Annotated in this window: 33 protein-coding genes; 29 read left to right on the top strand and 4 right to left on the bottom strand. The window is 33.9% G+C overall.

Annotated elements, in window-relative coordinates:
- The first annotated feature begins 39 nt into the window (after nucleotides 1-39).
- Both WAF17_RS02420 and WAF17_RS02425 read left to right on the top strand, forming a co-directional pair.
- Entirely contained in the window at nucleotides 40-993 is a 954-nt protein-coding gene (locus WAF17_RS02420) for a hypothetical protein (protein WP_338765794.1), read from the top strand.
- A 345-nt stretch (nucleotides 994-1,338) separates the two neighbouring features.
- Nucleotides 1,339-1,854 carry a hypothetical protein gene (locus tag WAF17_RS02425; protein ID WP_338765796.1) on the top strand — a complete coding sequence of 172 codons (516 nt, stop codon included), beginning with the start codon at nucleotides 1,339-1,341 and terminating at the stop codon, nucleotides 1,852-1,854.
- Between the two features lie 116 nt (nucleotides 1,855-1,970).
- Here WAF17_RS02425 and WAF17_RS02430 read toward each other — a convergent pair whose 3' ends face one another.
- Together WAF17_RS02430 and WAF17_RS02435 are read right to left on the bottom strand one after the other, a co-directional pair.
- Nucleotides 1,971-2,543, bottom strand: coding sequence for an RNA polymerase sigma factor (locus WAF17_RS02430; protein WP_338765799.1), 573 nt, complete (start codon nucleotides 2,541-2,543; stop codon nucleotides 1,971-1,973).
- A gap of 69 nt (nucleotides 2,544-2,612) precedes the next feature.
- Nucleotides 2,613-2,888 (bottom strand): hypothetical protein, encoded by a 276-nt coding sequence (locus WAF17_RS02435; RefSeq protein WP_338765801.1) that lies wholly within the window; start codon nucleotides 2,886-2,888, stop codon nucleotides 2,613-2,615.
- A gap of 270 nt (nucleotides 2,889-3,158) precedes the next feature.
- Between WAF17_RS02435 and WAF17_RS02440 the strand changes: the two genes are divergently transcribed.
- From WAF17_RS02440 to WAF17_RS02570, 27 genes are all read left to right on the top strand, one after another.
- The gene (locus tag WAF17_RS02440; RefSeq protein ID WP_338765803.1) at nucleotides 3,159-3,578 is read left to right on the top strand and encodes a hypothetical protein; all 420 of its coding nucleotides are present in this window, start codon (nucleotides 3,159-3,161) and stop codon (nucleotides 3,576-3,578) included.
- A gap of 127 nt (nucleotides 3,579-3,705) precedes the next feature.
- Complete coding sequence (locus WAF17_RS02445) at nucleotides 3,706-4,080, top strand: hypothetical protein (protein ID WP_338765806.1); 375 nt, start codon at nucleotides 3,706-3,708, stop codon at nucleotides 4,078-4,080.
- Between the two features lie 92 nt (nucleotides 4,081-4,172).
- Nucleotides 4,173-4,907 carry a hypothetical protein gene (locus WAF17_RS02450; protein ID WP_338765809.1) on the top strand — a complete coding sequence of 245 codons (735 nt, stop codon included), beginning with the start codon at nucleotides 4,173-4,175 and terminating at the stop codon, nucleotides 4,905-4,907.
- Nucleotides 4,897-5,394, top strand: coding sequence for a hypothetical protein (locus tag WAF17_RS02455; RefSeq protein ID WP_338765812.1), 498 nt, complete (start codon nucleotides 4,897-4,899; stop codon nucleotides 5,392-5,394). The genes WAF17_RS02450 and WAF17_RS02455 overlap by 11 nt, the downstream gene beginning before the upstream one ends.
- 4 nt (nucleotides 5,395-5,398) lie before the next feature.
- Complete coding sequence (locus WAF17_RS02460; RefSeq protein ID WP_338765814.1) at nucleotides 5,399-5,983, top strand: N-acetylmuramoyl-L-alanine amidase; 585 nt, start codon at nucleotides 5,399-5,401, stop codon at nucleotides 5,981-5,983.
- Complete coding sequence (locus WAF17_RS02465) at nucleotides 5,955-8,090, top strand: transglutaminase-like domain-containing protein (RefSeq protein ID WP_338765817.1); 2,136 nt, start codon at nucleotides 5,955-5,957, stop codon at nucleotides 8,088-8,090. The genes WAF17_RS02460 and WAF17_RS02465 overlap by 29 nt, the downstream gene beginning before the upstream one ends.
- 87 nt (nucleotides 8,091-8,177) lie before the next feature.
- Complete coding sequence (locus WAF17_RS02470) at nucleotides 8,178-9,146, top strand: hypothetical protein (protein WP_338765819.1); 969 nt, start codon at nucleotides 8,178-8,180, stop codon at nucleotides 9,144-9,146.
- Nucleotides 9,147-9,233: 87 nt separating this feature from the next.
- The gene (locus WAF17_RS02475) at nucleotides 9,234-9,920 is read left to right on the top strand and encodes a hypothetical protein (protein ID WP_338765821.1); all 687 of its coding nucleotides are present in this window, start codon (nucleotides 9,234-9,236) and stop codon (nucleotides 9,918-9,920) included.
- Between the two features lie 137 nt (nucleotides 9,921-10,057).
- Nucleotides 10,058-10,438 carry a hypothetical protein gene (locus tag WAF17_RS02480; RefSeq protein WP_338765823.1) on the top strand — a complete coding sequence of 127 codons (381 nt, stop codon included), beginning with the start codon at nucleotides 10,058-10,060 and terminating at the stop codon, nucleotides 10,436-10,438.
- On the top strand, nucleotides 10,428-10,862 hold the full coding sequence (locus WAF17_RS02485; protein ID WP_338765825.1) for a hypothetical protein: 435 nt from the start codon (nucleotides 10,428-10,430) through the stop codon (nucleotides 10,860-10,862). Before WAF17_RS02480 ends, WAF17_RS02485 begins: the two co-directional genes overlap by 11 nt.
- Complete coding sequence (locus tag WAF17_RS02490) at nucleotides 10,859-11,185, top strand: hypothetical protein (RefSeq protein ID WP_338765826.1); 327 nt, start codon at nucleotides 10,859-10,861, stop codon at nucleotides 11,183-11,185. Before WAF17_RS02485 ends, WAF17_RS02490 begins: the two co-directional genes overlap by 4 nt.
- 64 nt (nucleotides 11,186-11,249) lie before the next feature.
- Nucleotides 11,250-12,089, top strand: a complete 840-nt coding sequence (locus WAF17_RS02495) for a hypothetical protein (RefSeq protein WP_338765827.1) — start codon at nucleotides 11,250-11,252, stop codon at nucleotides 12,087-12,089.
- Nucleotides 12,076-12,273 (top strand): hypothetical protein, encoded by a 198-nt coding sequence (locus WAF17_RS02500; RefSeq protein ID WP_338765828.1) that lies wholly within the window; start codon nucleotides 12,076-12,078, stop codon nucleotides 12,271-12,273. Before WAF17_RS02495 ends, WAF17_RS02500 begins: the two co-directional genes overlap by 14 nt.
- A 58-nt stretch (nucleotides 12,274-12,331) precedes the next feature.
- Nucleotides 12,332-12,685: a hypothetical protein gene (locus WAF17_RS02505; RefSeq protein WP_338765831.1), complete on the top strand. Its 354-nt coding sequence runs from the start codon at nucleotides 12,332-12,334 to the stop codon at nucleotides 12,683-12,685.
- The gene (locus tag WAF17_RS02510; RefSeq protein ID WP_338765834.1) at nucleotides 12,651-12,833 is read left to right on the top strand and encodes a hypothetical protein; all 183 of its coding nucleotides are present in this window, start codon (nucleotides 12,651-12,653) and stop codon (nucleotides 12,831-12,833) included. The genes WAF17_RS02505 and WAF17_RS02510 overlap by 35 nt, the downstream gene beginning before the upstream one ends.
- Nucleotides 12,834-12,835: 2 nt before the next feature.
- Nucleotides 12,836-13,234, top strand: coding sequence for a hypothetical protein (locus WAF17_RS02515; protein WP_338765837.1), 399 nt, complete (start codon nucleotides 12,836-12,838; stop codon nucleotides 13,232-13,234).
- Nucleotides 13,235-13,243: 9 nt separating this feature from the next.
- A complete protein-coding gene (locus WAF17_RS02520) occupies nucleotides 13,244-14,113 on the top strand; it encodes a hypothetical protein (RefSeq protein WP_338765840.1) in 870 nt (289 codons plus the stop codon).
- Between the two features lie 4 nt (nucleotides 14,114-14,117).
- Nucleotides 14,118-14,768, top strand: a complete 651-nt coding sequence (locus WAF17_RS02525) for a hypothetical protein (protein WP_338765842.1) — start codon at nucleotides 14,118-14,120, stop codon at nucleotides 14,766-14,768.
- A gap of 7 nt (nucleotides 14,769-14,775) precedes the next feature.
- Complete coding sequence (locus WAF17_RS02530; protein ID WP_338765845.1) at nucleotides 14,776-15,579, top strand: hypothetical protein; 804 nt, start codon at nucleotides 14,776-14,778, stop codon at nucleotides 15,577-15,579.
- 163 nt (nucleotides 15,580-15,742) lie between these two features.
- Nucleotides 15,743-16,396, top strand: a complete 654-nt coding sequence (locus tag WAF17_RS02535) for an N-6 DNA methylase (RefSeq protein ID WP_338765848.1) — start codon at nucleotides 15,743-15,745, stop codon at nucleotides 16,394-16,396.
- 5 nt (nucleotides 16,397-16,401) lie between these two features.
- A complete protein-coding gene (locus WAF17_RS02540) occupies nucleotides 16,402-16,599 on the top strand; it encodes a hypothetical protein (protein WP_338765851.1) in 198 nt (65 codons plus the stop codon).
- Nucleotides 16,592-20,851, top strand: a complete 4,260-nt coding sequence (locus WAF17_RS02545) for a DEAD/DEAH box helicase (RefSeq protein ID WP_338765855.1) — start codon at nucleotides 16,592-16,594, stop codon at nucleotides 20,849-20,851. Before WAF17_RS02540 ends, WAF17_RS02545 begins: the two co-directional genes overlap by 8 nt.
- Nucleotides 20,851-22,422 (top strand): hypothetical protein, encoded by a 1,572-nt coding sequence (locus WAF17_RS02550; protein WP_338765858.1) that lies wholly within the window; start codon nucleotides 20,851-20,853, stop codon nucleotides 22,420-22,422. The genes WAF17_RS02545 and WAF17_RS02550 overlap by 1 nt, the downstream gene beginning before the upstream one ends.
- A 2-nt stretch (nucleotides 22,423-22,424) precedes the next feature.
- Nucleotides 22,425-22,709 (top strand): hypothetical protein, encoded by a 285-nt coding sequence (locus WAF17_RS02555; RefSeq protein WP_338765861.1) that lies wholly within the window; start codon nucleotides 22,425-22,427, stop codon nucleotides 22,707-22,709.
- Nucleotides 22,710-22,741: 32 nt separating this feature from the next.
- Nucleotides 22,742-23,143 (top strand): hypothetical protein, encoded by a 402-nt coding sequence (locus WAF17_RS02560; protein WP_338765864.1) that lies wholly within the window; start codon nucleotides 22,742-22,744, stop codon nucleotides 23,141-23,143.
- Between the two features lie 69 nt (nucleotides 23,144-23,212).
- Nucleotides 23,213-24,103 carry a hypothetical protein gene (locus WAF17_RS02565; protein WP_338765867.1) on the top strand — a complete coding sequence of 297 codons (891 nt, stop codon included), beginning with the start codon at nucleotides 23,213-23,215 and terminating at the stop codon, nucleotides 24,101-24,103.
- Nucleotides 24,104-24,133: 30 nt separating this feature from the next.
- The gene (locus WAF17_RS02570) at nucleotides 24,134-24,532 is read left to right on the top strand and encodes a hypothetical protein (protein WP_338765870.1); all 399 of its coding nucleotides are present in this window, start codon (nucleotides 24,134-24,136) and stop codon (nucleotides 24,530-24,532) included.
- A 128-nt stretch (nucleotides 24,533-24,660) separates the two neighbouring features.
- Here the strand turns inward: WAF17_RS02570 and WAF17_RS02575 are convergent, their stop codons facing one another.
- Together WAF17_RS02575 and WAF17_RS02580 are read right to left on the bottom strand one after the other, a co-directional pair.
- The gene (locus tag WAF17_RS02575) at nucleotides 24,661-25,821 is read right to left on the bottom strand and encodes a tyrosine-type recombinase/integrase (protein WP_338765873.1); all 1,161 of its coding nucleotides are present in this window, start codon (nucleotides 25,819-25,821) and stop codon (nucleotides 24,661-24,663) included.
- A 306-nt stretch (nucleotides 25,822-26,127) separates the two neighbouring features.
- Nucleotides 26,128-26,592, bottom strand: coding sequence for a helix-turn-helix transcriptional regulator (locus WAF17_RS02580; RefSeq protein WP_338765877.1), 465 nt, complete (start codon nucleotides 26,590-26,592; stop codon nucleotides 26,128-26,130).
- Between the last annotated feature and the right edge of the window lie 82 nt (nucleotides 26,593-26,674).

Here is a 26,674-nt window from a genome sequence, read left to right on the forward strand (position 1 = left end):
TGTAAATTAATCATCTCACCATCATAAAAAAATAAATATATGCTAAATAAGATATTACTAATAATAGCCTTGCTTTTAATAACTGGATGTAATCTTTTTTCAGATAAAGATAAAGAAATAGAATCATCAGACTCCTATACATTTGTTATTGACTCTACAAATCAAAAAATACAGTTATCAAAATCTCCAATTAGCAATGTTAAAATTACTACTAAAAGCACAAATAACACATCTGCATTTGAGTGGTTTAAGACAATTGTTATAATTATTATGCCAGTTGTAGTTATCTATCTTAAAGATTTGTATGATGAAAGAAAAATTAAAAAGGGCATAGAAAAAGAATTACATAGTTTAAAAATACTGCCTAATAGTATTGATAAACAAATAGTTTCATTGAAAAAGTATCTTAAAAGTCGTTTTACGGATAGAAGGTTAGAGGTAAAATTAAAAGCCAATATTTTTAAAGAACTAACTCATGGAAATCTTCATACTTATCTAAAATCTCATGCTAAAGAGAAAAAAGATGCTCTTGTATTGACAAATCAAATATTTGGATATATAGATTCATTATCTACTCTGTATGAAAGTGTTTTAAAAATACAGGAGAATCATATTAAATATACAGAAGAAGAGTATAAACTTTTCTTAAAAAATATATATGTCATAAAATATCATTTGGATTTGTATCCTGTTAGTCCTCATGACCCTAACTTACAAGATGTAAAAACTAACTTTAACTCTTTAATGTTAAAGGTGGTACATATTAAAGTAGGTTATGAGGACTTAAATATTTTTTATATGCTATTAGTACATAATTTAACATCAATTAATGACCTAAAGGTAATATTACAACATACTAGTGAAGCAATGGCAAATTTAAGATATATATTAATACAAGAAGAAACTACACGAAATTCAATTAACGATGCAATACAGGCATATCACGAGAGAAAAAGGGAAATAAAAGCATTATTAGAAAAAGTAACATTTTAACTTAAAAATGCCTATTCTCAAAAAAAGAATAGGCGTTTTTTTATGCTTAATATTCAAGTAGGACACCGTCCAAAAGTTCTCTAATAATTTTTAATTAAGACCTGCTAATTTTTTAATTATATAAAGACTGTTTTATTAAGTTCAAATTGTTAATATTAATGCTAGGCAATCCATTGAGTGAATATCAATCATAATTTATAGTATTAATTTTATATTAATAGTCTAAGTTTTTTTTCTAATTAGTTGTATTGGATACAATTATTTATTATAATTGTGCAATTAATAAAGGCTTTAGTAAGCTAATTAATTTATTTTCACAATTTTTTATTCAATCCTATCACAACTATGTTAAAATTAAATCTGTTATTTTGTGTGTTCGCAATCGCATTATTTTTTACTTCATGTCAAAAACAAAATGAAGTTAGTCCTACTATTCCTAATTATACAATCGAATCTTTAGTTGAAGCTGGAGGATTAGATAATCTTACAGCTCAAAATTATGCTAAAAAATTGTATCAATTACGAGCTGATGGTAGTTTAACAGATGAAGAAATTGCATCTGTTGGTCAGAGAAATGACCTTAATTTAGAACTAGCATTATTAGTTACAAACAAATTTAAAGAAACTGAAAATTTGTGGATTAATTCTATATCAGAAGATGATAATAGTAATGAAAGAACAGAGGGTACTTATTACCGTTGGACAGGAGGAAGTAGCAAATGGTGTTGGACATGTTTTTGTACAAAGTATCCAGTAGAAAAACTTGTAGGTTTTTCATTGTATTGTAATGCAGCTTCAATTAGCACTACTTGGAAAAGTTGTTCTAAAATAGACTGTAATGTTCCTTCTTCTTGTGATTAGTTTGTACTAAGAGGAAACTCCTTCAGTACTAGAAAGTACCTAAATCAATACCACAAAAAAGCCTTTCAAATTCACCTTGAAAGGCTTTATTTATTTTTTTAACTACACTTCAACTATCATTTAATGTTGTTTTGTTTCAACCATATTTCATCTATTGAAGGATAGAGTAAAACTATTTGTTTCTTATATCCAAGTGAAATTAATTGCTTTTTTATAGCTTCTCTAGCTTTAAAAACTCTATTTTTAACTGTTCCAACAGGAATATGTAGTATATCAGCAATTTCTTTGCAGGTGTATCCACGAAATACCATGATAAAAGGTGTTTTATGCGACTCTTGCACCTGCTCAATAACATTCCATATAACTTCTAAACTTATTTGTTCAATAGCTTTGTTTTTAGCAGTATTTCTAAGTAAATACTCATCTATGGCTTCAACATAAGATGTGTTTCTTTGTGTCTTATTAGCTCTTTTACTATCAAGAAATGTATTTCTAGCGATTCTATGAAGCCAAGCTGACAGGTTTGTTCCTACCTTGAAGTTCTTTTTATACTTAAAGGCTTTATAAAAAACTTCCTGTAAAATATCCTCTGCTTTATTCTTATCTTTTGTGAATTTCAAGCAATATCTTTCTAGTTTTGGTTGCAATGCAATGACTTGCTCTTCAAAAGTTAGTTTTTTTGTTTTCATTTTTTTTTAAATAGAGTTTTAATGAAAAAATAAAAGCTATCTAAAAATGATAGCTTTTAAATGAATTAATCAATACTCAATTGGCACACCGTCCAGATGCTCTCTAATAATCCTCAAATCTCTGGCAAAAAAAGTCTTCTTATTCTGATAGTCTAGCTTATCAAGTATTGGCTCTAACCATTTTTTAAAAGTCTTATAGGAAACATTGTAAAAAGATTTTAATTCTCCTTTAGTCATTGGTCGGTTTACAGGAAGTGTTCCCTCTAAATTCATTCTTCTAAAATTTTTGTGAGGACACTTAGTGTGCGATGCGATGGGTTGGTTTGCAGCAGCAGCACTATTCATAATTGAAAGAGGTTTGTGGTAAGTAAAGTAAAAGTAGTGTAGAAGTATTTGTATTATTTATAGTTGCAAGTTACGAATAATCAAAGGTTTAGCCTATAAAAAGTAGTGGAAATTTGTGGGAGTGAGTGGGAATGTGTAGGAGTTTTTAGGAATATTTCTCTATTCGTGTCTATTCGTGGGAAGTGAGGTTTGCTACTACCGTAAGTTTGTAGTATAGATTAAGCGCAAAAAACGATTTAATTCATTATTCACTTAACTCTTTTTACAACGATGAGAATTTTTCAATTTCTTTGTGTCATGCTTCTTTTTGCTTTTGGTATTTTGATAAATGCCTTTGCAGAAAGTGAAGAACCTTCTGACCAAACAACTACAACTATTGTTATTGGAGAACATCAAGCTGCCGTTGATGCTGCTAAAGTTTTAGCAACAACATCAACAATGCCTGTTATTGTTATTTCCAAAAAGCAAGAACCTAGTTGTAATCCCTACATTTTATCTGATGATTACTTTGTTGCACCAACAAGGCAATTAGATATATATAGGTCAGATTCTAATTTTCTTACTACTCCTTTTTTACCATTGGTACAACGGTCTTACTCAAAAGTATCTGTAAAAGATAGGACAAGCCATAAAGCTAATGTAATACCCACAAGGAACATACTTTTTCCTTTACGAATAAGTATGAGTTAGTAGTAAACATAGAACAATAGAACACATTTAAAAAACTCTATCATTAAAAGATAGTGATAGAGTTTTTTTTGATTCTCATATCATTTTTATCAATCAATTTTGAAATATTTTAATATATCATACGACTATGAACAAGCCACTATATACAGGTAATTTAGGTACACTAGAAGTACAAGCCTTTTTTAGAAACTTAGGTGCATTTGCTACTACACTTGGCGATGTTTTGAAAGATGGCACTATTGACTTTTCCGAAGGAATCAAAATAGCTGTTGCTCTCGTTCCTTTTGGTTCATCTGTCAATGGTTTCAGAGAAAAAACGATTCCTCAAATTAAGGATTTGTATAAAGCAGAAATACAAGCCGTAGTAAATGCTTTTATACAACAATTCAAGTTGGCTAATATGCTTGTAGAAGAGTTTGTTGGTGCTTGTATTGATTATGCTCTTTCTGGAGTAGCTCTATTCAATTTAGGTAGTCGTCTTTTTGCAAAAAAAAGCAACTAGCCTTCAAAAAAACAGCCTTTAAAGGCTTTGGATAAGACTTTCATTTCTACCCACACCCTCCGAACCCGTAGAACACATGAAAGAATTTAGTAATGATTAGGAACGATTATTTTGATGACGATACTCCTACCGATGAGCCACACGAACTAAACGGAAGAAGACGCAGACGTAGAAAACGTAAAAAACGTAGTAGTCGTAGCACTAGAAGACGAAGACGTAAGGCACGAAAGAAAGCACGAAAAACCAAACGCAAGACCCGTAGGTCAAAACGTCGTACAAGAAGACGTAAAAAAGGTGGTTTTTTCAAGCGAGTATGGCGAGGTTTCAAACGTTTTAATCCTGCGACAATAGCTATACGAAATGGTATTTTGGCAGCAGCCAAATTAGACCTCAAAAAGATGAGTTCTAGGTTGCGATATGGGTATCTGACATCTACCCAAGCGAAACGTTTAGGGGTAGATATGACCAAACACCAAAAAATCAAGCGTGCGCTTTCCAAACTTGAACGCAAGTTCAAAAAGCTCGGTGGACGAACACGAAACCTAAAGAAAGCAATCCTCAAAGGTCGTGGCAACAGGGACAGAAAAGTACCACTCTCTGGGTTCTCCTCCGACGATATATTCGTTCCTAATATTGCTAATGAAGAGCTAGGCGAAGTAGCAGCAGCTACGGTCATTGCAGCAGCAACACCTGTTTTAGTTGCCCTACTCAAAATGCTTAGTAAAGCTGGTGTCAGAACTGAACAAGATATGTATCCAGAAGAACAGTATGACGACTATGGCTACCAAGAAGAATATGAAGAGGAAGGGGGATATTATGACGAATAAAACAATTGGCATAACAGCTATTGCAGGAGCAGGACTTGTCTTTGCAGCCGTAAAAGTTAGCAACCTCAAAAGAGCAGGAGACAAAATCGTTCTTCATACCAAACCTACGGTATCACGAGGGACAGTCTATGTAGAAGTTAGAGTTCAGAACCCCACTTCTACGAGCCTCACGGTCTCGCACCCTTTTGTACGTGTTTTCAAATCACAGGAAGACATGGCACGTAATGAGCCACTTATTTCCACCACGATAGAAAACCGTCAGCACACTATCAAAGGGAATGAAGAAACCAAGTTTCGCATTCGCATTGGAACGATAGAAGATATTTTACTTGCTCTAGCAAGGTCTATTTTTTCTATCCTCAAAAATGCTCTTCAAACAGGTAGTAGAGAACAAAAGGTGTTCATTCATACCGAGCTTCGTGTAAACGAGCGTATTCCCTACTCCAAACTAGACGAATTTACAATTATCAAACCTAAACAAAAGTAAGATTATGCTACTACGCAAGTATAGACCTTTACCAGATTCTAAGGTAGAATATATTGTAATTCATACCTCTGCAAGTCCACAAAAATATACATGGCAATGGCTACTTCATTTCTTTCTCAACATTTTGAATTGGAGTGTAGCAGGCTATCACGTTTTTATTGAAGAAACAGGCTTAGTAAAAAGACTTGTGCCTCATGGTAAACAATCTAACGGTGTAAAAGCCTTTAGAGCTAAAGATATTTTTATCAGTAATCGCAACGCAATACATATTTGTTGGGAAGGTGGTATTGATAAAAATGGAGAGCCAACAGATAATCGTACAGAAATTCAAGAGTTGGAGCTTATTCGTGTTTTAGAATGGTATCTATGGAAATATCCAAATGCTAAAGTTCTAGGACATAATCAAGTAGCTTTAAAATATTGCCCTTGCTTTAATGTCATTGAATGGGCAAGAAAGATAGAATACACAGATTTACACACACAAAATCGTCGCATAGGCATTCCAGAGGAACGCATTTATAAAGGCGACAATTTCAAAGTTTTAAGTTACCATTTCGGATATGATAGCAAACGGAAAACGTCAGCTTAAATCTGGCAAACGATACGACCATCTGATTCCGAAACCCAATTTTCAAAACACAAAACTTTCAGATTTAATTGAAGTAGGATTTACCGTTAAATCAATGAAAAACATCGTTCGTGCTACCCACACGGACGTTACCAAATTAGCACAAGTCCTCAAAGGACAAACGATAACAGAGACGTGTTCAAACATCTTTCATTTTGTTTACAATCATATTCAATATGTAAAGGACAAAACAGGGATTGAAGAAATACGAACACCTGCTAGAATTTGGGCAGACCGTAAGGGAGATTGTGATTGTTACAGCACACTTATAGGAGCAATTCTATATAGCTTGAAAATTCCTTTTGCCTTTCGAATAACCAAATACTCTTTAGACTGGCAACACGTTTACATTATCGTTTATAATCAAAACGCCCCCAATCGCAAAGAACTCAAAACTTTCCTAGATGAAGAAACAGGAGAGGAATATGAAAAAGTAGTTCGTACCAACAAGCCAAAAGGCTACAATATCATTGACCCAGTTGTTGATGATGACGACTATGAAGTAGAATTTACTGATAAACAAGACCATAAGATGAGTACACTAATGCTTTCTGGGATAGATGACGATGTTATTGATGATTACGGAACAACCACAGTTGAGGAAGATTTAGGCGATTTGGGTCGTAGAAAAAGACGAAGACGCAAGAAAAGACGAGCCAAAAGAAAAAAGAAGAAAAAAAGAGGTGGTTTACTCAACCGATTCAGAAAGAAACGTAAGGCACGTCGTAGTAAGCGAAAAAAGAAAAAAGCAGCCAAGCGAACAGCTAGGAGTGCTAGAATAGGTCTTACAAAAAAGTCTCTCAATGACCTTATTACAGCCTATAAAACGAATCGTTCGGTACTAAAAGATAAAACACGTCAAGCTGTTTTTAAACAGTTTTTGGCAAGAGCTAAAAGAGACAAGAGTTATAAAGCAGAACTACAACGCATTTCTACTTCTACTCAAACTCGTAAAATATGGGAATCAATCTTGAAGGATTATACTTTCAAAAAAATATATAACGAGTATAAAAAAAATACAGATTCAACAGCTACAAAAGGTAAAAAAAGAGGACTGTTTAAACGTTTTCGCAGAAAGAAAAGAGGCAGAAAGAAGAAGAAGCGTGGTGGTATTTTTAACCGACTTCGCAGGAAGAATAAAGGCAAGAAAAAACGTGGTGGTATCTTCTCTAAGCTTAAAAACAAGATAAAGGAGAGAAAGAAGAAACGTAAAGTAAGGCGTAAGAAAAAGAGAGCTGATAAAGCTAAAAATGGTAAAACTAACTTCTTACAACGTTGGAAAAACAGACGTAAAAAACGTAGAAACACTAAACGTATCAAGAGAGATGCGAAGAGACAGGTAAAAAATACGAAAAAACAAACACCTGTTGTTACAAGGGACAAAATCAATCCTATCAAAATAGACCATCAAAATGACATCGTAACAGATGATTTCAACTTAGATGATTTTGACACTGATTCTACTAACACAACCTCAAAAGGAGGAGCAGGAAAAAACTGGTTTGAAGATGATGGAGAAACGTGGAATAGTGAAGGAGACTGGGGAGCTGATAGTCCAGAAGTTACTACGCAAAAAAATGATACTTCAACTTCAGAAGAAAAGGAAAATGATATTTTCTTTGATACTTCAGAAATTGAAAAAGGCATTGATGACGATTTAGATTTTGATATGCAACAATCATCAAAAGAGGTAGAAGCTGCAACAAAAAACCTTACTAAAAATCTACCAATGCTCAAAGATGACTTTGCAGCCATCATAGATGATGAAGATGGACTTTTAGATGAAGGAGATGACTTTGCCGATGCTAAATTTGACGAACTAGATGAGTTTGATGGCGAAGAGCCAAAAGAGCCTAATATCTTTCAAAAAGGTATTGAGTGGGCAAAGGAAAATCCTAAAGCAGCCACAGGAGTAGCGATTGGTACAACAGTCATTATTGGTGGAACAGTATATTTCCTCACACGCCCTAAGAAACCAACTTCCTTTCAACCTTATAAGCCACGTAGTAGAGGTAAAAAAGGTAAAAAGTCTTTAAACGGAACAGCATCTTTTGCAGGATTCCAATAACCTAAACTGACCGTTGTCAGTCCCCCACTAACAACGGTTTTGCACACCCACGCACCTCTTTTTAGGATTATTTATTTTAAAAAAGCTATGAGCAAAAAATCTAAAAACGAAATTCAAAAACTTTTTACGGAAAAAACAGAAAAAAATGTAAAAGCATCAGCCGTACAAGCAGTAGCTCACGCAGTCTGTTCCGTAGCAGGAGGTGCATTTGGTGCAACCATTGGGAAACCCTCATTATTAGCATCTCTTCCTATCCTCTTTGCAGGAAAGTATTTTGAACAAGACTATATAACTACTCTAGGTGCAGGAATGGCTGCAAATGTTACGACACCTAAATCTGTAAACGGAATAGATGGTATAGAAGGAATAAAAGATGCCTTTGACCCTAAAGCAGCCTTAGAACGACTTAAAGGATATGCTTCAGAAGTTAAACACGCAGCTTATTTAGGCGAAGCACCAGAAATTAATTCATATTCACACTACATTTCTGATGATGATTCAGATGTGTATCAACTCCCCCAACACGAAATGAGCCAATTAGCGCAACACATGGAAGGTCTAGCTGATAACCTAGATGACTTTGATGCCTACTTAGAAGGCGAAGACGAAGAAGATGGCATTGTCCTCTCTGATGTATTACAAGGTCTGAAAGGTAATTTAGAGGCAATTAGAGACACCGTACATACTAATCCAGACCTTTTAGAAGAAGGTAGTTTTGATGAGGAAGCAATGGAAGTTATTGAAGGATTAGCAGGTATTATTAATGGTGCATCAATGGCAGGTCTGAATGGACATGATGATGACTTCTTAGATGAAGTTGCTGATGGTGTGGGTGCATTAGAAGGTCTCTTAGGAATTGATGACGATGACGATGACGACGATGATGATGATGATGACTTAGAAGGCTTTGACGATGACGATTATGATGGAGAAGACGAAGATGATGAAGACTTTGACGAAGCTGCCTATGACAATCATGAAGAAGGCATTGAAGGCTTTGACGATGATGATGATATGTATTTAGAAGGTACACACGATGAAAATGACATCTTTTAGACTTCTATAAAAGACAACTATACCACTTACTTATTTTATTTCACTTTGTTGCTTCCCTCCAAGAAGCAACCCAAACAAACTAAACGTATGGACGAATTAATGGGACTTGAAGGGCGTGCAGCTATGAAAGCACGTAAAGCTGGACGCAGAGCTAAAAACCCTATGCGTATCGCTACTCGCAAAGCACAAGAGTATGCAGAAACTAACTCATCTCGTATTGCATTTATGCAGTATATGGAGAGTAAAGAGTTTGATACAAATCTAGCTCGTAAAATCACGAATAACGATGCTCGTCTTGTAGATGAAGGTATCTATTCTGTAAAAAAGTTAGAAAAAGTAACAAAATTCTTTAATTCAGCTGACCAGAAAGATTTTGGTATTACTAATCTTGATGGTTCTCGCTTACCAAAAGGCGAAGCAATGGTAGCTACTGGCGTTGTATTACTTCGTGCAGAAATTACAGCAGCAGGTAGTACGCCAACACCAGACGAAATTAAACAAGCCGTTTTCGGAGCTTGGAAAGGTATCAAAGGAGATGCACTAGCAGTAATTACGGCAAAAGCACATAAGAAAGAAATCGTGTCAGAACTTCCTTGTTATGTTTTTCTGAATGATGCAAACACACAAGTGTCTTTTCATCAGCTTGAAAACCCTCGTCTTATCAAAGATGAAGGCGAAATTGAGCTTGAACTCACTATGCCAACAATGACAGGAGTTACAGCAAACACATATGTTTGTGCCATCTTAATTGGCACTCGTGCTATCCCTAGATAGTAGAAACTAAAACACATTAAAGACGAAAATTCGGAGCGATGGGTTAAAAGGCACACACCACAAGTAATTGTGTGTGTCGTGCCTTTTTTTATTAATCCACTTTAATTTTCATTTAAAAAAAATTGACTTTCTGAAAAATGAATATTACAATTACTAAGGTATCTTATAAGCAGTACACTTTTAATATAAATAGCACTACTATTATAGATAAAAAGTTTGAACTACCTTCTGAAGCAAAAAAAGTAACAGGTATTCGTTTGGATTCTCCAGATGAAGTATTACTTGCAACAAGAGGTTCTTGTCGTATTGAATTATCAAACAGAGAATTATTTCCAGAAGAATTTCCTGCTCGTTTTTTACAATTTGGTAGAGAAGTACCAGCAGACCAGAGAATGCACACCTTAGATGAGGTTTTGACAGCGTTTAATTTGAAGATTCGTTTTCAAGACCAACCTGCTCCTTCTTCTCCTGCGCTTGTTCCTTATTCTGTTACAATAATTGTAAGATATGAAGTCTAAATACCTTGTCCATAAATTACAAATGGACTTAAATAAAGTAGTTAAAGATTCTTTTCGTATTCCGACAGATGCAACAAAAATCACAGGTGTATCTGCAATTTGTAACGAAACAAATGATTACTATAAAGTTGATTTAAAAGCTATTGCAACGCTTTCAGTCTGTTTAAATACAGAAATGTCTGCTTTCCTACGTATTAATGTTCCTTTGCCAAGTGGAATAATACGAAAGAAAGAAGAACTAGAAAATATCTATCTACCAGTAAATGCTGGCGATATGATAGAAGTAGTTGCTACGGATTTGCTCAATAAAAAATATTATTGCCAAGATGCTTTTAATAGTGGCTTTAGCAATGGTTTTGGTTCTATTCCAAAATTCTGTCCAGACCCCAAATATAAAGTAACTCTAATATTACGATACGAATGATTCCAGATTATATCAAATTTCGCATAAAAGAACTAGGTCTAAAAGACTATGCTGTTCGCATCAAAATTCTAAACTTTGAGCCAGAAGAGGAGAAAGAAATAAACACTCATTATGGCGAATTTTGGATTATTGATAACGACAATACAGATTTTGGGATTATTCTACAAAGCGATAAGGGTTTTTATGGACGATTTGGTAAAGAAACCAATGAAACAGTATTAGAACATTCTGGAGCAATAGAAATAGAAAATATTTTATACTCAAGACAAAGTCTTCAATTTTGGCAAGTTTTGGATTTATCCAAAGACAAGAAAAAAAGCTGAGGAGAAAAAAGTAGAAACAACTGAAGAAAAAATAACACCCACCCCCTCCAAATAGATTTTAATTATGGCAAGTAGCACAACAATAAACAAAACTTACTCTGATAAAGAAGTAGATATTCTTCTACGTATCATACAACAATCTAATAGAGATTATGATGTTGAAATTGATGGAACAACAGTTATTTCACGTACTGATGATACGAATAGATATTACGATTTGGTAGATTTTATTTTGCCTACCACAAAGTTTGTAACGATACGAATTTTCAAAGGAGCTAGCCGTAATTATGACCGTACTGTTTTGATTATGCTACAAAATGGACTTAATGGGACACCACAAATAGAAGCTCTAAATGCCTACGATGCAAAACCAAAGGTAGATACAAATAAATTAAAAGCTGAATGGGAAAAGGATAGATTAATTGAAGACTTAAAGAAAGAAAAAGTAGCCTTAGAAGCTGAAAACAAGCGTATCAAGCAGGAAACAAAAGAACAGATACGAGAGATAGAAACAGATGCAAAACAGCAAATACAAGATATAAAAGATAGGCAAAACAGTTTATCTGGTATGATAGAAACTGTTGCACCTGCATTAGCGCAAACTCTTTCTACTTCTAAATTAGCACAAAGTTATCCAATGTTGGGAGCATTAGGGACAGTAGATAGACAAGAACAAACGCCTCCTATCCAAAATAACGAAGCTGGCTCATCTGAAGTAAAATTCAAACCCAAAAATACTAATCCTAATGATGACAAACTATTAGGTTTAGTACAAGACCTTAAAGACAATTTTGAGATAATTGAGTTAGAAACAATTTTTAATTTTCTGCATCATGCATCTCAAGACAAATCACTTTTACTAGAATTAGAAACCTTAACCCCTAACGAAAATGCCGACTTATAATTTTGAACAATTTGATGCCGAATTTGAAGCAAAAGACGACAAAGAAGCACAGCAAATAATGAATGCTTTTCATAAAATCCTAAAAAAATTCAAAGGAAATAATGAAGGTCTTTTGAAAGTATCTGACCACATTATCAAAGAAAGCAGACAATTCAAGATGTTGAAAAAACTGGCTTTAAAGTAATCCAAACAGCTAATCCGAATGATATTACTCATTTACTTACTCTTACTACTTTTTGATAATGATACTGGAAATTTTACAAATAAAAACGGTAACACTCGGCGCACTCTTAGATTTTGGGCAAACCTCTGGTCTTTTTACTTTAACTGGCTTTATGTTTCGACAGTTTCTCGCTTTCAGAGATATGAAAAGAGATGTAGCCGACCTAAAAGAAGCTAAAAACAAAGCCGAACAAGAAGCTAAAGAACTCGCTGATAAAAATGAGGAAAAAGAGTTGCAACGTGAAGCTGTCTATCAACAAATACTGGAGGAAGTTAGAGAAGTCAAGGTAGAGTTCAGAGAAGTGAAAGTAGAATTTAGACTTTTAAAAGGACAAAAAAATGAAACTACAACTCCTCAAAAAACTGATTCCTAGCATTGCAGCAGTCGTTTTGCAGCTTCTTCAGAAGAAAAAACAAAACTACGCTACTAAGCAGGATATAGAAAGATTAGAGCTACGTCTTAAAAATGTAGAAGAACAAAATTATCTACTCAAAGAACTCATTAAAAAATCAGATAACTGATTATGAACCCACTACTTGCCAAAAAATTTGCTGATGTACTTCCTACCGTTTTAGGTGTTTCGGTTGCGATTGGTGTACCGTTTGGAACTGCCTTTTTGGTCAAGAATTACGTTCGTACCTCACAAAAGAATACGAATTACTCCAACGCCACCGATGCAGAAAAACCAGAGTTTTATGCTATCCAATTTGAAAATTCGTTGCCTACGGAATTTTATGATTTTACAGCTGACGAAGAAGAAATATATAGATTACTTCGTGCAATGCCTAACAATGATTTCTTTTCCAAGGTAAATAAATCATATCAACGAATGGTAGGCAGAACATTGATGGAAGACCTCAAAATGGTAGGTTCTGACGACTACAAAATAGTCATAAAGCTCATTCAAGAAATTCCAAACTAGAAAGAAACTATGAAAACAGAACACGGATTAATGCTTGCAGGTGGTGCTATTGCGCTTGGTGTAGGTGGTTACGTTTACGATAAAGAAACTGGTAAAATCTCCAAACTATTAGGAAAAAATAAAGCTACTGGAAATAGTCAAGTCCCACCCTATAAAGGAGGTTCTCCTATCAAGTATAGTGGAGGTTCTTATACTGGTAGTGGTATCACGCCACGCAGTTCAAAGAGCCAAATAAAACAACTACAAATAGCTTTGATTGCATCTGGACATCTTTCAGCGATGCAAAAGAGCCGTACAGGTAAAATGGTTTCTAGTGCTGACGGTATTTGGGGAAAGATGACAAGCGCAGCCGTTTCTAAAGCTGGCTTGAAATCGCCTGTTACGATGGCACAACTTAGTTCCCTTAAAAGTAAAGGTTCAGTTATTAAAATTTCTACTTCTAAAGATTTTGCTGCAATTGCTGCATTTATATCAAAAGAACTAAGAAGTTTTACAACAGATTATGCTCTTATTTTAGAAAAGCTAAAAGACAAAACTTCTTCTCAAATCAAACAGATTGATTTGGAGTATAGAAAATACAGTCCAAAAGGTCTTAAAAAAGATTTTGCCTATACGACTGATGGAGGTAAAGTTTCCTTTAAAACGCACAATGTTACTGCTATCCGTGAAATACTTAGCGATTCTAGTTTGTCTGGAGTACAATATTTAGTTCGTACAGTAAGACCTACCACAATAGCAGACGAAAACAAAGGAAATATCATTGTAGAAAAGAACATCATTTTAGGTAGAGCTATCAAAGAAAACAACGGAAAAACACTTATCCAAGCCAAAGACAATGCTCTGCTCATTGCTATTACAAAGGACTTGATAAAACACTAGCATTATGCAACTTGCTAATTATCTTAAAAAAGCAAACTGGATAGTTTACGAACGTCCATATCAATTAAACCTTGTTGGTTTTCGCTCAAATAGTGTGAAAGCAAATAAATTTGATGATACTTTTGTTTGTTTTTTTAAGGATAATCGTAATAAGTGGATTACGCTAAAATGGAGTTGCACAACTGATACAGGAACATATTGGCTAGAGAATCCAATGATGGAAAAAGGAACAGCCATGTTAATGGCAGGTCAGTATGTAGATGCGTATGCTCTAGGTTATCATAGAGGACAGTACCGTGCATTGGTGCAAGTCCGTCCTGTTAAAATCCGTAGGGACTATAACCGTAATGCAAAACTTGATTTTTTAAACGGTAGAATCTATGAAGGATTATTTGGAATTAATATTCACAGAGCTAGAGCTTACGGAACAACACTCAACATTGATAAGTACAGCGCAGGTTGTCAAGTATTAGACAATGCTAATAATTTCAATGAACTAATAGATTTAGCAGAATATCACGAAAGTCAATATGGTAATAAGTTTACTTATGGATTGATTGACGAACGAATGCAACGCAGAACCCTCCACCGAAGACTGACTTATGGAGCTAGTCTATTAGCAGCTAGTTCAGTTATTTACTCACACTACAAATAAAGACTTTATGGCACTAGGAAGCAGAGCAGCCACTCAACGCAATAATAACTTTTTAAATATTCTAATTCACACAGGAATAAAAAAAGGGTTTTTACCTTCTACTTTCAAAAAAGTAATTGGAAGAAATACAAATCCTTTCATTTGGCAAGAAGCATATAACGATGGATTAGATAACGGTTTTGAGTATGCTAAATATGGACAAGCTGATACAGATTTTTTCAAAATGTATTGGAAGCCACAATACAGACAGATTATGAATAATCATACTGCAATTTGGCGAAGTCGTCCGTATAGAAATTTTGAAGGACGTGCAAAGATAATTGTTAGAGTATTGGTTCAAAAGACACCATCTTTAATTGCTACATTCTCTAAAATAATGGTTCATATTCTTAGAAATAAAATTGAACTTAGTACAGAAGCACAGCGAATTATTGCACAAGTTACTGGCGTGGATTTGAATGTAACTACACAAAGTCAAAACCAAGAAGTCATACCTCAATGCCAATGTGTTAAAACTGGAATGAATGGACTTAGTGGTGGACAAGTAGCAGAGCCAAATAAAGTAAACTGGGGAAATGTAGCCAAGACAGTTTTATTAGGAGGTGCAGCAGGTTTCGGAGTTCACAAAGCAATTGATTATTTCACAAGTACGCCAAAAAAATCAACTGGATTATCTGGACTTTCGGCAGGACAACGCAAAGGCTATAATAAACTCAAACAAATTACAGCAAGAGCTAGAAAAATTCAAGATAAAAGTCCACGCAAAAAATGGACGACTTGTATTAGTCAAGCTGCTAAAGAATTGAAGTAAGTTTTTATAATAAAAACTTCACTTTTAAGAACCTTCTCAAAAAGCACTTATAAGGTGTTCTTTAACATCACACAAATGCACTTTTGGAAAATCTGTTATAAAAAAAGATACTTTCAGAACCATTCAGCTTCTCCAATTTAAACTAAAATCATCAAGTAAGAAAATGAGCTATTCCGAAGGAAATCGAAAAGGAAAAAAAATACTAAATGCTTACTTTACTCCAAAAGAAATATGTGAGCAAATGTGGGAATTAGCAAAAGTTCATGGTTATGATGGTGGAACAGTCTTAGAGCCGTCGGTTGGAACAGGAAATATGATTGTTCATGCTCCAAATAAAACAAAAGTTACAGGACTTGAAACAGAAGCAGAATATTTTGAAACTGTTAAAGACCGTTTCCCTACTTCTACTTTTTATAATGTTTTCTTCGAACAAGTTTTTTTACAGCCAGAACGCTATCGTAGTGATTACGAAGGCAACACCACTTGGCTCAAAGGCTATCCTTTTGATTTGATAATCGGAAATCCTCCGTATGGAAAATTTACTGGACGTTGGGCCTCTTACTTTCCACGTAGAGGAGAACCCAAATTTCAGAATTATGAATATTTCTTTATGTGGTATGGATTGAAGTTACTTAAAAAAGGTGGATTGCTTGTTTATATCATTCCTCAAAATTTCCTCAACACAGGATTCAATAGCTACAAAAAACAAAAAGAAGCTATCCTAAAAGTAGCAACTTTAGTAGATGCCTATGAGATGGGTAGTATTTTCAAAGATACCAAAGTACCTACTCATATCATCGTACTCAAAAAGAAATAATTTTTATGGAAAAAGAAGTTAGAGAAGCAATAAAAAGAGCATTGGATAAATGCGATGGAACAAAAACCCCTCAAATATGTGCTTTAAAAAGTACAAAAGAAGGCTATTTAAAAGTGGAATCTGATATTATTAATATTATGATTAAAAATAATCTCACTCCTTCTGAAGCTATTGCTCACGTAGAAAACTATCTCAATGACTAATTATTATTCTGAACGTATCGGACTTATAGAACATATTTCTGCACAAATGCGAAGGTATGGACAAGATAAGGATAAAGCAACCTCACAAGATTATAAGGCATTGCAATATGGTTTTGTGTCTTCTTTTGTTCGTTCAGAATATGACCAGTTTGAAGAGTTAGAAAGATATGATAAATCAGTTGAGCCAACTCAAGAGGAACTTTGCTCGTATGGTAATTTCTTCAATAAATACCCTAATAAAACAGTAGATAAAAAATTTCTTTCCACTTCTTTTTACTTCTCAGTTCAGTCAAAAGCTACACTCACAGAAAGTATAGAGATGCTCAAACGAGAAATTGAGAAACTCAAAAAAACAAAATCTACTCCACCTATATCAAAAGTTAAAATGAAAATGAAAGCCAAAGCCTTACAATTACGTCGTAAACGTGCCTTGGCACTCCTAAAAATGGAATCAAATGGACTAAGTGGCTTAGACGGTGTTTTAGGTTCTTTAGGAGAAGTTGATAAAAAAGAAATTTCTAAAAACAAGAGTAGATTAGCAAGTCTCATTGCCAAAGAAAATACGAATAAGAAGCTAATAAATAGCTTTGATGATAACTTCAAAAGATATAACAAAGGCATTACTGAAGGCGAAATTAAAGCGTGGGTTTGGTACAAACAAAGTCAAGGTTCGCCCATGTACGGTTGGGAAAAATACTTTCTTAAAGCTACTGGAAAAGTAGAAGAGGTATTAGTAACAACAAAAGCTACTATCATCAAAGACAATCATTTTAGAGATGAAGGAACAGTTCCTTCTGATTCAATTTTAGGCAAGCCTAGTCGTTTTACGAATGAATACGATAAAAAGGTTTATCAAATTTATACGGATAAAGAAGGAAATAAAAAATTTGTAAACAAATCTCATGTCAAATTACAGCGTACAAGTGCAACGGCTGACCCAAAAGAACTAGATAAGTTTGTAAGAGAAGGATTGTTGTTTTTTGGAGAAGCAGACCTTTTACCTTTACCTTTATTTACCTTTGGCAATATCTATGACAAGATACTTGCACTAGAAAAACAAAAAGAACACATTATCAAAGAATACGGACAATCTGTATATGATGATCATGTCCGTGTTTTAAACGAAGCTAAACCTCGTCCATTATCTGTACTAAATCCAGACGCAAGTAAGCGTTTGAAAATATTACCTTTTTCTGAATTTGCTTTAAAATATAAAGTAGAAGAAGATGCTGAAGGTAATCCAGTAGAAGAGGATTTGAATGAATTTTTCAAAACTTGGTTAAATGTAAATGCAAATTTAATTGAAGTTGATGGTATTTCGGCTCGTAATATTATCCATGTTTATTTAGAAGGTGGGCGTAAATCAAAGGAAGAAAAAGAATTTTTAGAAAAGCATACACGAGAAGAAGGAGATAGATTATTTGACATTTTTCTCAATACAGGCATATCAATAAATGACCAAAAAAGGTTGGATATGTCTTGGAATCGACAATACAATGGTTTTGCAAAATTAAACTATAAACGTATTCCGATTGGACTAGCTACCTGTGCTTTATTTAAAGGAATGCCTTTAGCTTTCATGGAAGCACAACGTGAAGCGATTGCATTTATTGATGCTGTTGGTTCTGGTTGTTTAGCTTATGATGTAGGTGTGGGTAAAACAATGGCTGCTATTTTAATTGCAGCACAAAACATTCAGAATGGAACGTACAAACGTCCTGTAATTGTTGTTCCAAAACCTACTTATCAAAAGTGGATTAATGAAATTGTAGGCTATACAGACAAAGAAGGAAACTTTATAGAAGGTATTCTTTCTCATTTAGACATAAAAATCAATTCCCTTGGGAATATGGGTAAGAGATATATTAATCCTAAAACAGTAAATAAACAACTAGAAGAAGGAAGTATATCAATTATCACTTATGAAGGTTTTGCAAAAATTGGTTTTTCTGAACAATTAGAAGTAGAACTATTTGATTCTCTCGCAAAAATACTATTACATGTTGATGCTGATGATAATGATTCAGCAAGAGAAAAAGAAAAGCAGTTTGAAAAATTGAGATACCTTATTGGACGTAGTGCAAAAGGCACTATTGCTGATATTGATGTACTCGGTTTTGATGCTATTATCATTGACGAAGCTCATAATTTTAGAAATGTATTTTCGTATGTTCCTGCACAAGAAGGAACAAAAAGATATAGTCTAAATGGACAAACTTCTGGTAGAGCGCAACTCGCTTTTATGCTTTGTAATTACATTCAGACCAAGCACGGTGGAAATATTGTGTTACTGACTGCAACACCTTTCAATAATAGTCCTTTAGAGGTTTATTCCATGTTGTCTCTTATTGCTCTCAATAAAATGGAAAAAGCAGGTATCAGTTCTATTACTGAATTTATGGAAACATTTATTCAAGAAACGGCTGAATATGTAGTATCTTCTACCAATAAACTTACTCAAAGACCTGTTGTAAAGTCATTTCAAAATAAACGTTCATTACAATCGTTGGTATTCAATTATATCAATTTTAAATCTGGAGAAGATGCAGGAGTTCGTCGTCCTGTTAAAATAAATTTACCTAGACTTTCATTCAAAGATGCTAATGGAAATACTGTCCAATTACCACCAAAAGAACAAATAGTCACCTATTTAAAAATGAATGAGATGCAAGAGATGTATCAAAAAGAAGCGATACGAGTTGCAGAAAGTGGAAAAGGACTTAAAGAACGTGGAGCAAATACACTTCGTGGAATGAGCTTGAGCCGTAAAAATGCCTTCAGTCCGTTTATGGTAAGCAAAGAAGAGCCAGAAGATTTTGAAGATTTCGTTATTAATAGTCCAAAGATTTTATACACAATGGAGTGTATCAAATCAGTACAAGCACACCACAAAAAGACAAATACACCTCTATCTGGACAGGTTATTTACTCAAATATAGGCAAAGATTATTTTCCACTCATCAAGGAATACTTAGAGAAAAGATTAGGCTTTAAAACTGGTGTTACTTTTAACAACAGAAAGTTTGATGAGGTAGAAATGATAACAGGTGGTGGAAATGCAGATAAGAAAGAAGCTATCAAAGATGCGTTTCTTGCAGGAGTGGTAAAAGTGGTCATTGGTTCTTCTACAATTCGTGAAGGAATTGATTTGCAAAAAAGAGGAAGCGTACTCTACAACCTATACCCAGATTTCAATCCTACTGATGTTAGACAACTTGAAGGTAGAATTTGGCGACAAGGAAATTGGTTTGGTTATGTACGTGTTGTTATGCCACTTGTTCAAAATAGTATGGACGTGTTTATTTTCCAAAAATTAGAGGAGAAATCGGCTCGTATAAATGATATTTGGTCAAAAGCTGATGACGATACAAATGTGCTTGACCAAGAGAGTTTAAACCCAGAAGCTATCAAATATGCTCTTTTTACAGATTTGAATAAACTTACAGGTTTGAGAATTGAGGAAATTCGAAAAGATATTTCAAAATCTAAAGTAAAATTAGAAAATGAATTAGATACACTTTTGAAAATAAATGCTGCACAATCAGTAGCTGAAGAATCGAAAAAAAGAGTGCTAGAAAAAGTATATTCTCTGAAACTAAAACTAATTGACTTCTTAGAATTACATAGAAAGACAGAAAGTAAAGATAAAGACTTTAAGAAAAAGATTGATAAATATAAAAAGCTAGTTGATAGCATTAATGACTTTGATGGTGTAGATAATAAAGCACTCGTAAAGTTAGGAATCAAAATACAAAAAATGGATGACCATTCATATAGTTATTTTGTTTACCAATCAAGTGATAGGTTAGGACTTTTTAGAGCTTCATTAACTGTAATCAATCAATCTGCTGACATTGTAGCAAGGTATGATAATTTAGAACAAGCTATTAGTTCAATAAAAAATTCTTTAAGAAAACAACAGGCAGAACTTGAAGAAACAGCAACACCAGAATATCAAATCAAAATTTGGGCAGAAATTCGTGATGAGAAAAAGAAACTCAATATCACAGGTCGTTATCCACAAGAAGCAGCCAAAGACTTTGCTAGTCTAAACTACCTACTAAACTATAAAATGGCTGATGTAGATGATGTAAATGGAAACCCATTACCTACTGATAAACCAAAATCAGCTAAGTCAGTCAAGTTAATTCCTCCGACTGAAAACAAAACTAAAATTAAACTCAAAATGAAGGCAAAAGCACTTCAATTACGTCGTAAACGTGCCTTAGCTTTACTTAAATTAGCATCATAATGACTTATCAAAACTACTTAGACAACTATAAAAATGTCAATTTTAGCACAGCTAATTTTGATAAAGAAATTATAAATGTATTCAAGGAAGGGCATTCTATGATTACCGAGCTTGCAGAAAATGGTATGTTAGAAGATACTGACTTTAAACAAGATGTAAAGGAACATTATGATATGTTTACTCAAATGCTCAAAAAAATAGGTAGTTCTACATCTAAAAAAAAGCCGACAAAGAAAGCTCCAGTAAAAAAAACTACCACTCGTAGAAAATCTACTTCAAAGAAAACAACTACAAGAAGAAAAACACCAGCTAAAAAAACAACAACTAGAAGAAATCTTCCAAGTCTTGTAAAAAACGCCAAAAAAGTTACTACCAAAAGAAGTAGCCCAATGGAAAGTGAGTTGGGCCTGGCCCTAATTCGTAGGTTCTTAAATATGATAGGGAAAAAGAAAACACGTAATAGTGTACAACTTCTTTTAAATCGTATCAATAAAGCAGCCGTAAACAAGGAAATTCGCTTGAAAAGTCAGTATGCAGAACCATTGAAGTTTGTAGGAGAAAGTCTTGCTAATGCTTTAAACACTTCTTATGCTACTTTTAAGTTCAAACTAGAAAAGCAAGGAGCAGAACTACTAGAACCCTACATGAACGATAAAGAAGCGACTTCTATTCGCCTGTTACGCCAGTTCTACAATGCCCAAAACAAGAAGTTCACAGAAAGATACGAGAAACTCATTGAGAACTTAAAGAAAGTAGATAAAGACGATGCTTTTTATGTAGATGTGAAAGCAGCTATCAAAACACTTCAGACGGCAAGACAAAACAGAAAAGTGATTAAAGCCACACGAGCAACACTAAAAGGATTAGACGGAATTTGTAAAAAAAAAAGTAGTCTAAACGGATTAGATGGTGCAGGTTTACACCCAGCCATTGCAGGAGCAGTTGGTGGTGCAGCTTCTGGTATTGTAGGTGGTGCAGTTTATCGTGCATTATCTGGACAAGATATTATTGATTCCACTTATGAATCAATTCCTTTGCCTAGTAAGTATAGGGGAATAGGTCTTGACGACATTCCTTACAATGCTTCTATTCTGATGTATGCGTATTCTGGATATGGAAAATCTACACTGGCATTAGAGTTTGCACAAGAATTCTCAGCATTTGGTAGGACTGCTTATGTTTCCTACGAAGAATTTACTTCAGACGGACGTGCAACAGGTGGACTTAGAAATAGATTAAAGAGAATGAAGGACAATATAGGTATATCTAAAAATGTGGATTACTTTTCATCTATGGAAGCATTTGATATTAATGATTACCAATTCATCTTCATTGATTCTATTGATGATGCAGATATGACCATAAAGGACTGGGAAGAACTTAGAGCAATGTACCCAACGAAATTTTTTGTCTTGATTGCACAGGTTACTAAAAATGGAATGTTCAGAGGAAGTAACAGATGGGCGCACAAGGTAGATGTTGTATTTGAGTTTCCAAAAATTGGAGTTGCAGTTGGTAGAAAAAGATACGGAACAGGTACTTATGACTTCTTTAATCCAAAATACGCTTAGAAATGAAAATATACCAAAAAAACGGATTCGTACAAATAGTAGAAAATGGAGTTATCACAGACAGTATTCCAATAACAGATGTACGAATCACTCGCTCAAAACTGGGCGTTCTTATAACAAGCAAAGAACACAATTTCTACCGAAAAGTAGAAAAAATAGAAGACGAACTAGGAAATACTTACGAGACAGTTGATGAGGCCCTAAGCTACTTAACTGAAAATTTAGGTAACAACAAAATTGACGAACCTCGTGAGTTTTCTGATGAATATTCAGATGAGTTTGCTTAAAAATATTACAAAAACCACTTACTTATAATACTATGAGTGCAATTACAAATCTATCTACTGCCAATTTTGTAGATGGCGAGAAAAAAGGAATCACAGCAGCCAAACTAAGAGCAGGGTTTGAATTAGTAGATACACAACTTACAGAAAAAACAGATGCTATTCTACGACCAATTTCATTTGTAGCAGAATCTACAAGTTCAGTTTTGGATATAGCCAATCCTTACCCTTCAAAAACACTTGCTACGATTACCGTTTACAAGCAACTCTATGTAAATGGAGTAGATACTGAAATTGGCTATCAACAAGTTATTCCTACCTCAATTACAAAAAATGTAGCTGTTCAGAACGATAGATACAAAATTGAAGGTTTGCCAGATGGAAAGTATCATATTGTTTTCTCTCCAGCAGCCGTATTCGTTCCTTATACGGTATAAAAAACACTTACTTATTTTTCAAGAAAGTAAATAGATAACTGTTTACTGATAACTGACAACTGAAATATTATGGGAATCATAAAACAAACTTCTGATAATTTTATCATTGATAACGTTAGTGAGCTTATTACTCCTGCAAGTGTAAGACAGGTAAATGATGTCATTGATGCACAAGTAGTAGGAATAGAAACTTCTATCACTACAATAAATGAAAGTATCACTACACTTTCTAGCAATACTATCCCTACTGGTGGCTTGGAGGGTCAAATTCTAGCTAAACGTTCTAACACAGATAACGATGTAGAATGGATAGCTCCCCCTTCTGGTGGTGGAAACTTTTTACCCCTTTCTGGTGGAGCTATGACTGGAGCTATTGATATGCAGGAGAATATCATTTCAAACTTCAAAAAACTTGAAAATACAAAAGTTGATGGGTATTCAACTACAAATATGTTTTTTGAAGTTGATGAAGATGAGTATGATTTTATATTTGGCTCGACAAATACTGCAAATTTTGATTTTAGAAATGTTGCAGGTGTAATTTCAAGAGATAGTCAAGGAAATATTCAAGGTAACGCTGACTTTTATTTTGGTATATATACAAAAAACAAAGCTAATAATAATTACACTTCATTTAATCTAAATACAAACACCTACGAAGATTCTGAAGACAAACCACTTAAATATGCAGCAGATTACTCTGCAAATTACACAGCTAGAAGTTTAGTCGATAAAGGTTTTTTTGATGGCAAAGTAAAGCTATTTAAACAAACAACCTCTACACCACCAAATACTACTGTACCGATTGAGTTTGCACACCCTTACGGAGATGACTTGCCTATTTATAAACTGTACAAAGGCACACAAGAAGTATCATTTACAGCAACTCTAAGTACAGGTAGTATAAACTTTGGAAATATAGGAAGTGGTTCATACACACTTGTAGCCTATTTTATTTAATTTTACTCACTTATTTATTTTACAAAAAAAATGAAAACTACAACAACAAGTACAACCAGTACAGCAACACAAACGGAAACACAAGATTGTTGCAACGAACAAAACAAAACAGTTATAGGCAATTGCGTAAATAACGTAATTACTCTACCATGTCCATTTGCAGGAGTGAATGGAATATCTGATAAGATTGCTCATGTTTCTGTGTTTATGCAGAATTACACGCCTCAAAGTCCAAGTGCGATAGTTTCAATTACAGAATTAAAGGTTCTTGCTGTTGAGCGTACTGTTGGGTATAACGTTACTTATAAAATTGAGGTAGAAAATGCAGTTGATGGAGAATATCAAGTTCTTTTTAATTCTGCTTCTTTTGTTCCACACAATCCCCCAATGGGTTATGGTGGGCCTCAAATCGTAGGCGATATAGGTTAATTGTTTAATCTTTACAGCTCTATTGCTTAAACAAAATCAAAAAGCTATGTTTGAAAAAATGTAGCTTTTTTTGTGTCCGAAAAATTGCGTGTATTAAGGGTACACACAAGACAAGAGAATAAATAAGTTTACTTATTACGGAACACTCTATCAAATTCATTTTTAACACCCCAAGTATGTATCATTTTAGCATAAACCTTTTCGGTTGTCTTGATGCTACTATGACCTAGAACTTTTTGTACAACATTTATATCAATACCACTATTTAGGAAAAATGCTCCTGCTGTATGCTTTCCAAAGTGTGAACGCATGTATTTATCAATTCTTGCCCTATACATACAAATACGGATATTTTGATTATAGGTGTGATTTGCCGTAGGTGTTGTGTTGTACTCTAGCTTTTTCAAGAGTTCAAGAGCTTCTGGAAGCAAAGGAATATAATGTATTCCATTAGTCTTACCTCGTTTTTGTAAAATCCACTCCCAGTCGTCAGTTTCAATATGGTTTTTCTTTACATTAAAGTCTTTTAGCTCTCCATAGCTCAAAGAGGTATAACATTGTACTAGAAATAAATCTCTAGCTAATTCTAAATGCTTTTCTCTTTCAGAAAAGGTTAGTTCTGCAAATCGTTTTAACTCTTCAATATCAAGATAAACGTATTCTCTTTTTTTGTGTTTTATATTCAGAGAATATTGAGCTACTGCATCTTTTTCTAGTAATTCCATAGAATAACCTAGTTTTACGGCTGCTTTCACTCTAGCTAAAGACTTTTCTAAGTATTCAGTAGATTTGATTTTTCCACTATCAAGCATAAAGTTTTTGAGTTGCTCCAAGTGCTTGTAATTAAAATGCCTTGCTTCCATATTTAAGTTACCAATACTTTTTAAGTAAGGTTTGAGCCAGTTTTTCTTAAAATTGTTATAAATAGTTATTGTTCCTCTCGCAACTCCAACACTTCGTTTTTCTACCAGTTTGTCATACAAATCAAGCATTGATATTTGTGGACTTTCTTTTTTTAAATAAAAATCTGCTATCTCTTGTATATGTGAAATTGTAGATTTGTATTGATTGAATAAATCTGTAAGGTCTGCTCTCAAATTATCTAATCCATCATTGATAGGCTTTGAATTTTGTCCAGAAGCATACTTTTTTTGCCAAAGATGCTCATATACTCGTATTCCACTACTTGCTTTCTTTGAACGCATACCGTTGTGTGAAATGTACCAGTAGATAACAGCTAATCCATTCTTACTTTTTTGGTCTTTTCGGAGGGAAAAAACAACATTCATAAAGCGATTTTTTTTAACATAATACTATTTAGGGTTGTATAAAAAAAATGAATTGCAAAAGTACAGTAACCAGTAATTTTGAATAGTAACCTAAATAGTGTCTTCTATACAGAAGTAATAAAAAAAGGCTTATAGAGTAATTTCTACAAGCCTTTTTATTTAAAAAAACGTCGCTATTTATATAAATATAGCCTTTTGTGATTCCTTCAGATTCCGAATGTTGCACTCAAAACCATCAAAAACCCACATTTTAAAAACGAGATACCTTAGGAGATACCAAATGTATTGCAGCACATCTATATACTATTATATAGATGCAGGAACATAAGACAGCCCCAAAGCAAAACTATTATTTTGTCTTGCGTTTGGGACGGCTGCATTCTTATGCTCCGATTGCTTTCCCGAAATGTCATGAATCATTTCTAAAAACTTTACTCTTTGCTCTTCAAACCTTTTTTCAAATCGCTGTTCCATTTCTTTCATTTTCTCTTTTAAATAAGAGTTCTCACTTTGGAGTTTTTCATAATCAGATGGGATTTTATTATTGTCCTTTTTCATCATTTCTCCTTCTCCATGCAAAAGCCAGTCAGAGTTCACTCCTTTCCTTTCAAGTAACTTTACATAATATGCATTGGGAGAGATAGATTGCCCACTTTCTATTGCTGATACAGCTCCTCTACCAAATCTGTCAATTTTTACTTTTTTTGCAATACTTGCTTGACTTTCGTCAAAATGCTTTCTTGCTGCTTTAAATCTGTCTTTTAATTCCATATATAATTGAGTTTTGAATGTATTTTTGAATAAATTTTAATTTTTATATGCAAGTATAGTTGCATTAATAAAAAATAGTTGT

Origin of the sequence: Bernardetia sp. ABR2-2B (assembly GCF_037126435.1) — a bacterium.
In the GTDB taxonomy this organism is placed as follows: domain Bacteria; phylum Bacteroidota; class Bacteroidia; order Cytophagales; family Bernardetiaceae; genus Bernardetia.

What these genes read in the sequence shown, in the direction of transcription:
- WAF17_RS02435 (WP_338765801.1), bottom strand. Translation starts at nt 2,888, where the DNA reads ATGAATAGTGCTGCTGCTGCAAACCAACCCATCGCATCGCACACTAAG.
- WAF17_RS02530 (WP_338765845.1), top strand. Translation starts at nt 14,776, where the DNA reads ATGGCACTAGGAAGCAGAGCAGCCACTCAACGCAATAATAACTTTTTA.
- WAF17_RS02525 (WP_338765842.1), top strand. Translation starts at nt 14,118, where the DNA reads ATGCAACTTGCTAATTATCTTAAAAAAGCAAACTGGATAGTTTACGAA.
- WAF17_RS02425 (WP_338765796.1), top strand. Translation starts at nt 1,339, where the DNA reads ATGTTAAAATTAAATCTGTTATTTTGTGTGTTCGCAATCGCATTATTT.
- WAF17_RS02500 (WP_338765828.1), top strand. Translation starts at nt 12,076, where the DNA reads ATGCCGACTTATAATTTTGAACAATTTGATGCCGAATTTGAAGCAAAA.
- WAF17_RS02485 (WP_338765825.1), top strand. Translation starts at nt 10,428, where the DNA reads ATGAAGTCTAAATACCTTGTCCATAAATTACAAATGGACTTAAATAAA.
- WAF17_RS02520 (WP_338765840.1), top strand. Translation starts at nt 13,244, where the DNA reads ATGAAAACAGAACACGGATTAATGCTTGCAGGTGGTGCTATTGCGCTT.
- WAF17_RS02480 (WP_338765823.1), top strand. Translation starts at nt 10,058, where the DNA reads ATGAATATTACAATTACTAAGGTATCTTATAAGCAGTACACTTTTAAT.
- WAF17_RS02565 (WP_338765867.1), top strand. Translation starts at nt 23,213, where the DNA reads ATGGGAATCATAAAACAAACTTCTGATAATTTTATCATTGATAACGTT.
- WAF17_RS02560 (WP_338765864.1), top strand. Translation starts at nt 22,742, where the DNA reads ATGAGTGCAATTACAAATCTATCTACTGCCAATTTTGTAGATGGCGAG.
- WAF17_RS02580 (WP_338765877.1), bottom strand. Translation starts at nt 26,592, where the DNA reads ATGGAATTAAAAGACAGATTTAAAGCAGCAAGAAAGCATTTTGACGAA.
- WAF17_RS02490 (WP_338765826.1), top strand. Translation starts at nt 10,859, where the DNA reads ATGATTCCAGATTATATCAAATTTCGCATAAAAGAACTAGGTCTAAAA.
- WAF17_RS02475 (WP_338765821.1), top strand. Translation starts at nt 9,234, where the DNA reads ATGGACGAATTAATGGGACTTGAAGGGCGTGCAGCTATGAAAGCACGT.
- WAF17_RS02510 (WP_338765834.1), top strand. Translation starts at nt 12,651, where the DNA reads ATGAAACTACAACTCCTCAAAAAACTGATTCCTAGCATTGCAGCAGTC.
- WAF17_RS02440 (WP_338765803.1), top strand. Translation starts at nt 3,159, where the DNA reads ATGAGAATTTTTCAATTTCTTTGTGTCATGCTTCTTTTTGCTTTTGGT.
- WAF17_RS02540 (WP_338765851.1), top strand. Translation starts at nt 16,402, where the DNA reads ATGGAAAAAGAAGTTAGAGAAGCAATAAAAAGAGCATTGGATAAATGC.
- WAF17_RS02575 (WP_338765873.1), bottom strand. Translation starts at nt 25,821, where the DNA reads ATGAATGTTGTTTTTTCCCTCCGAAAAGACCAAAAAAGTAAGAATGGA.
- WAF17_RS02445 (WP_338765806.1), top strand. Translation starts at nt 3,706, where the DNA reads ATGAACAAGCCACTATATACAGGTAATTTAGGTACACTAGAAGTACAA.
- WAF17_RS02535 (WP_338765848.1), top strand. Translation starts at nt 15,743, where the DNA reads ATGAGCTATTCCGAAGGAAATCGAAAAGGAAAAAAAATACTAAATGCT.
- WAF17_RS02465 (WP_338765817.1), top strand. Translation starts at nt 5,955, where the DNA reads ATGATAGCAAACGGAAAACGTCAGCTTAAATCTGGCAAACGATACGAC.
- WAF17_RS02550 (WP_338765858.1), top strand. Translation starts at nt 20,851, where the DNA reads ATGACTTATCAAAACTACTTAGACAACTATAAAAATGTCAATTTTAGC.
- WAF17_RS02505 (WP_338765831.1), top strand. Translation starts at nt 12,332, where the DNA reads ATGATACTGGAAATTTTACAAATAAAAACGGTAACACTCGGCGCACTC.
- WAF17_RS02555 (WP_338765861.1), top strand. Translation starts at nt 22,425, where the DNA reads ATGAAAATATACCAAAAAAACGGATTCGTACAAATAGTAGAAAATGGA.
- WAF17_RS02515 (WP_338765837.1), top strand. Translation starts at nt 12,836, where the DNA reads ATGAACCCACTACTTGCCAAAAAATTTGCTGATGTACTTCCTACCGTT.
- WAF17_RS02495 (WP_338765827.1), top strand. Translation starts at nt 11,250, where the DNA reads ATGGCAAGTAGCACAACAATAAACAAAACTTACTCTGATAAAGAAGTA.
- WAF17_RS02450 (WP_338765809.1), top strand. Translation starts at nt 4,173, where the DNA reads ATGATTAGGAACGATTATTTTGATGACGATACTCCTACCGATGAGCCA.
- WAF17_RS02570 (WP_338765870.1), top strand. Translation starts at nt 24,134, where the DNA reads ATGAAAACTACAACAACAAGTACAACCAGTACAGCAACACAAACGGAA.
- WAF17_RS02545 (WP_338765855.1), top strand. Translation starts at nt 16,592, where the DNA reads ATGACTAATTATTATTCTGAACGTATCGGACTTATAGAACATATTTCT.
- WAF17_RS02470 (WP_338765819.1), top strand. Translation starts at nt 8,178, where the DNA reads ATGAGCAAAAAATCTAAAAACGAAATTCAAAAACTTTTTACGGAAAAA.
- WAF17_RS02455 (WP_338765812.1), top strand. Translation starts at nt 4,897, where the DNA reads ATGACGAATAAAACAATTGGCATAACAGCTATTGCAGGAGCAGGACTT.
- WAF17_RS02420 (WP_338765794.1), top strand. Translation starts at nt 40, where the DNA reads ATGCTAAATAAGATATTACTAATAATAGCCTTGCTTTTAATAACTGGA.
- WAF17_RS02430 (WP_338765799.1), bottom strand. Translation starts at nt 2,543, where the DNA reads ATGAAAACAAAAAAACTAACTTTTGAAGAGCAAGTCATTGCATTGCAA.
- WAF17_RS02460 (WP_338765814.1), top strand. Translation starts at nt 5,399, where the DNA reads ATGCTACTACGCAAGTATAGACCTTTACCAGATTCTAAGGTAGAATAT.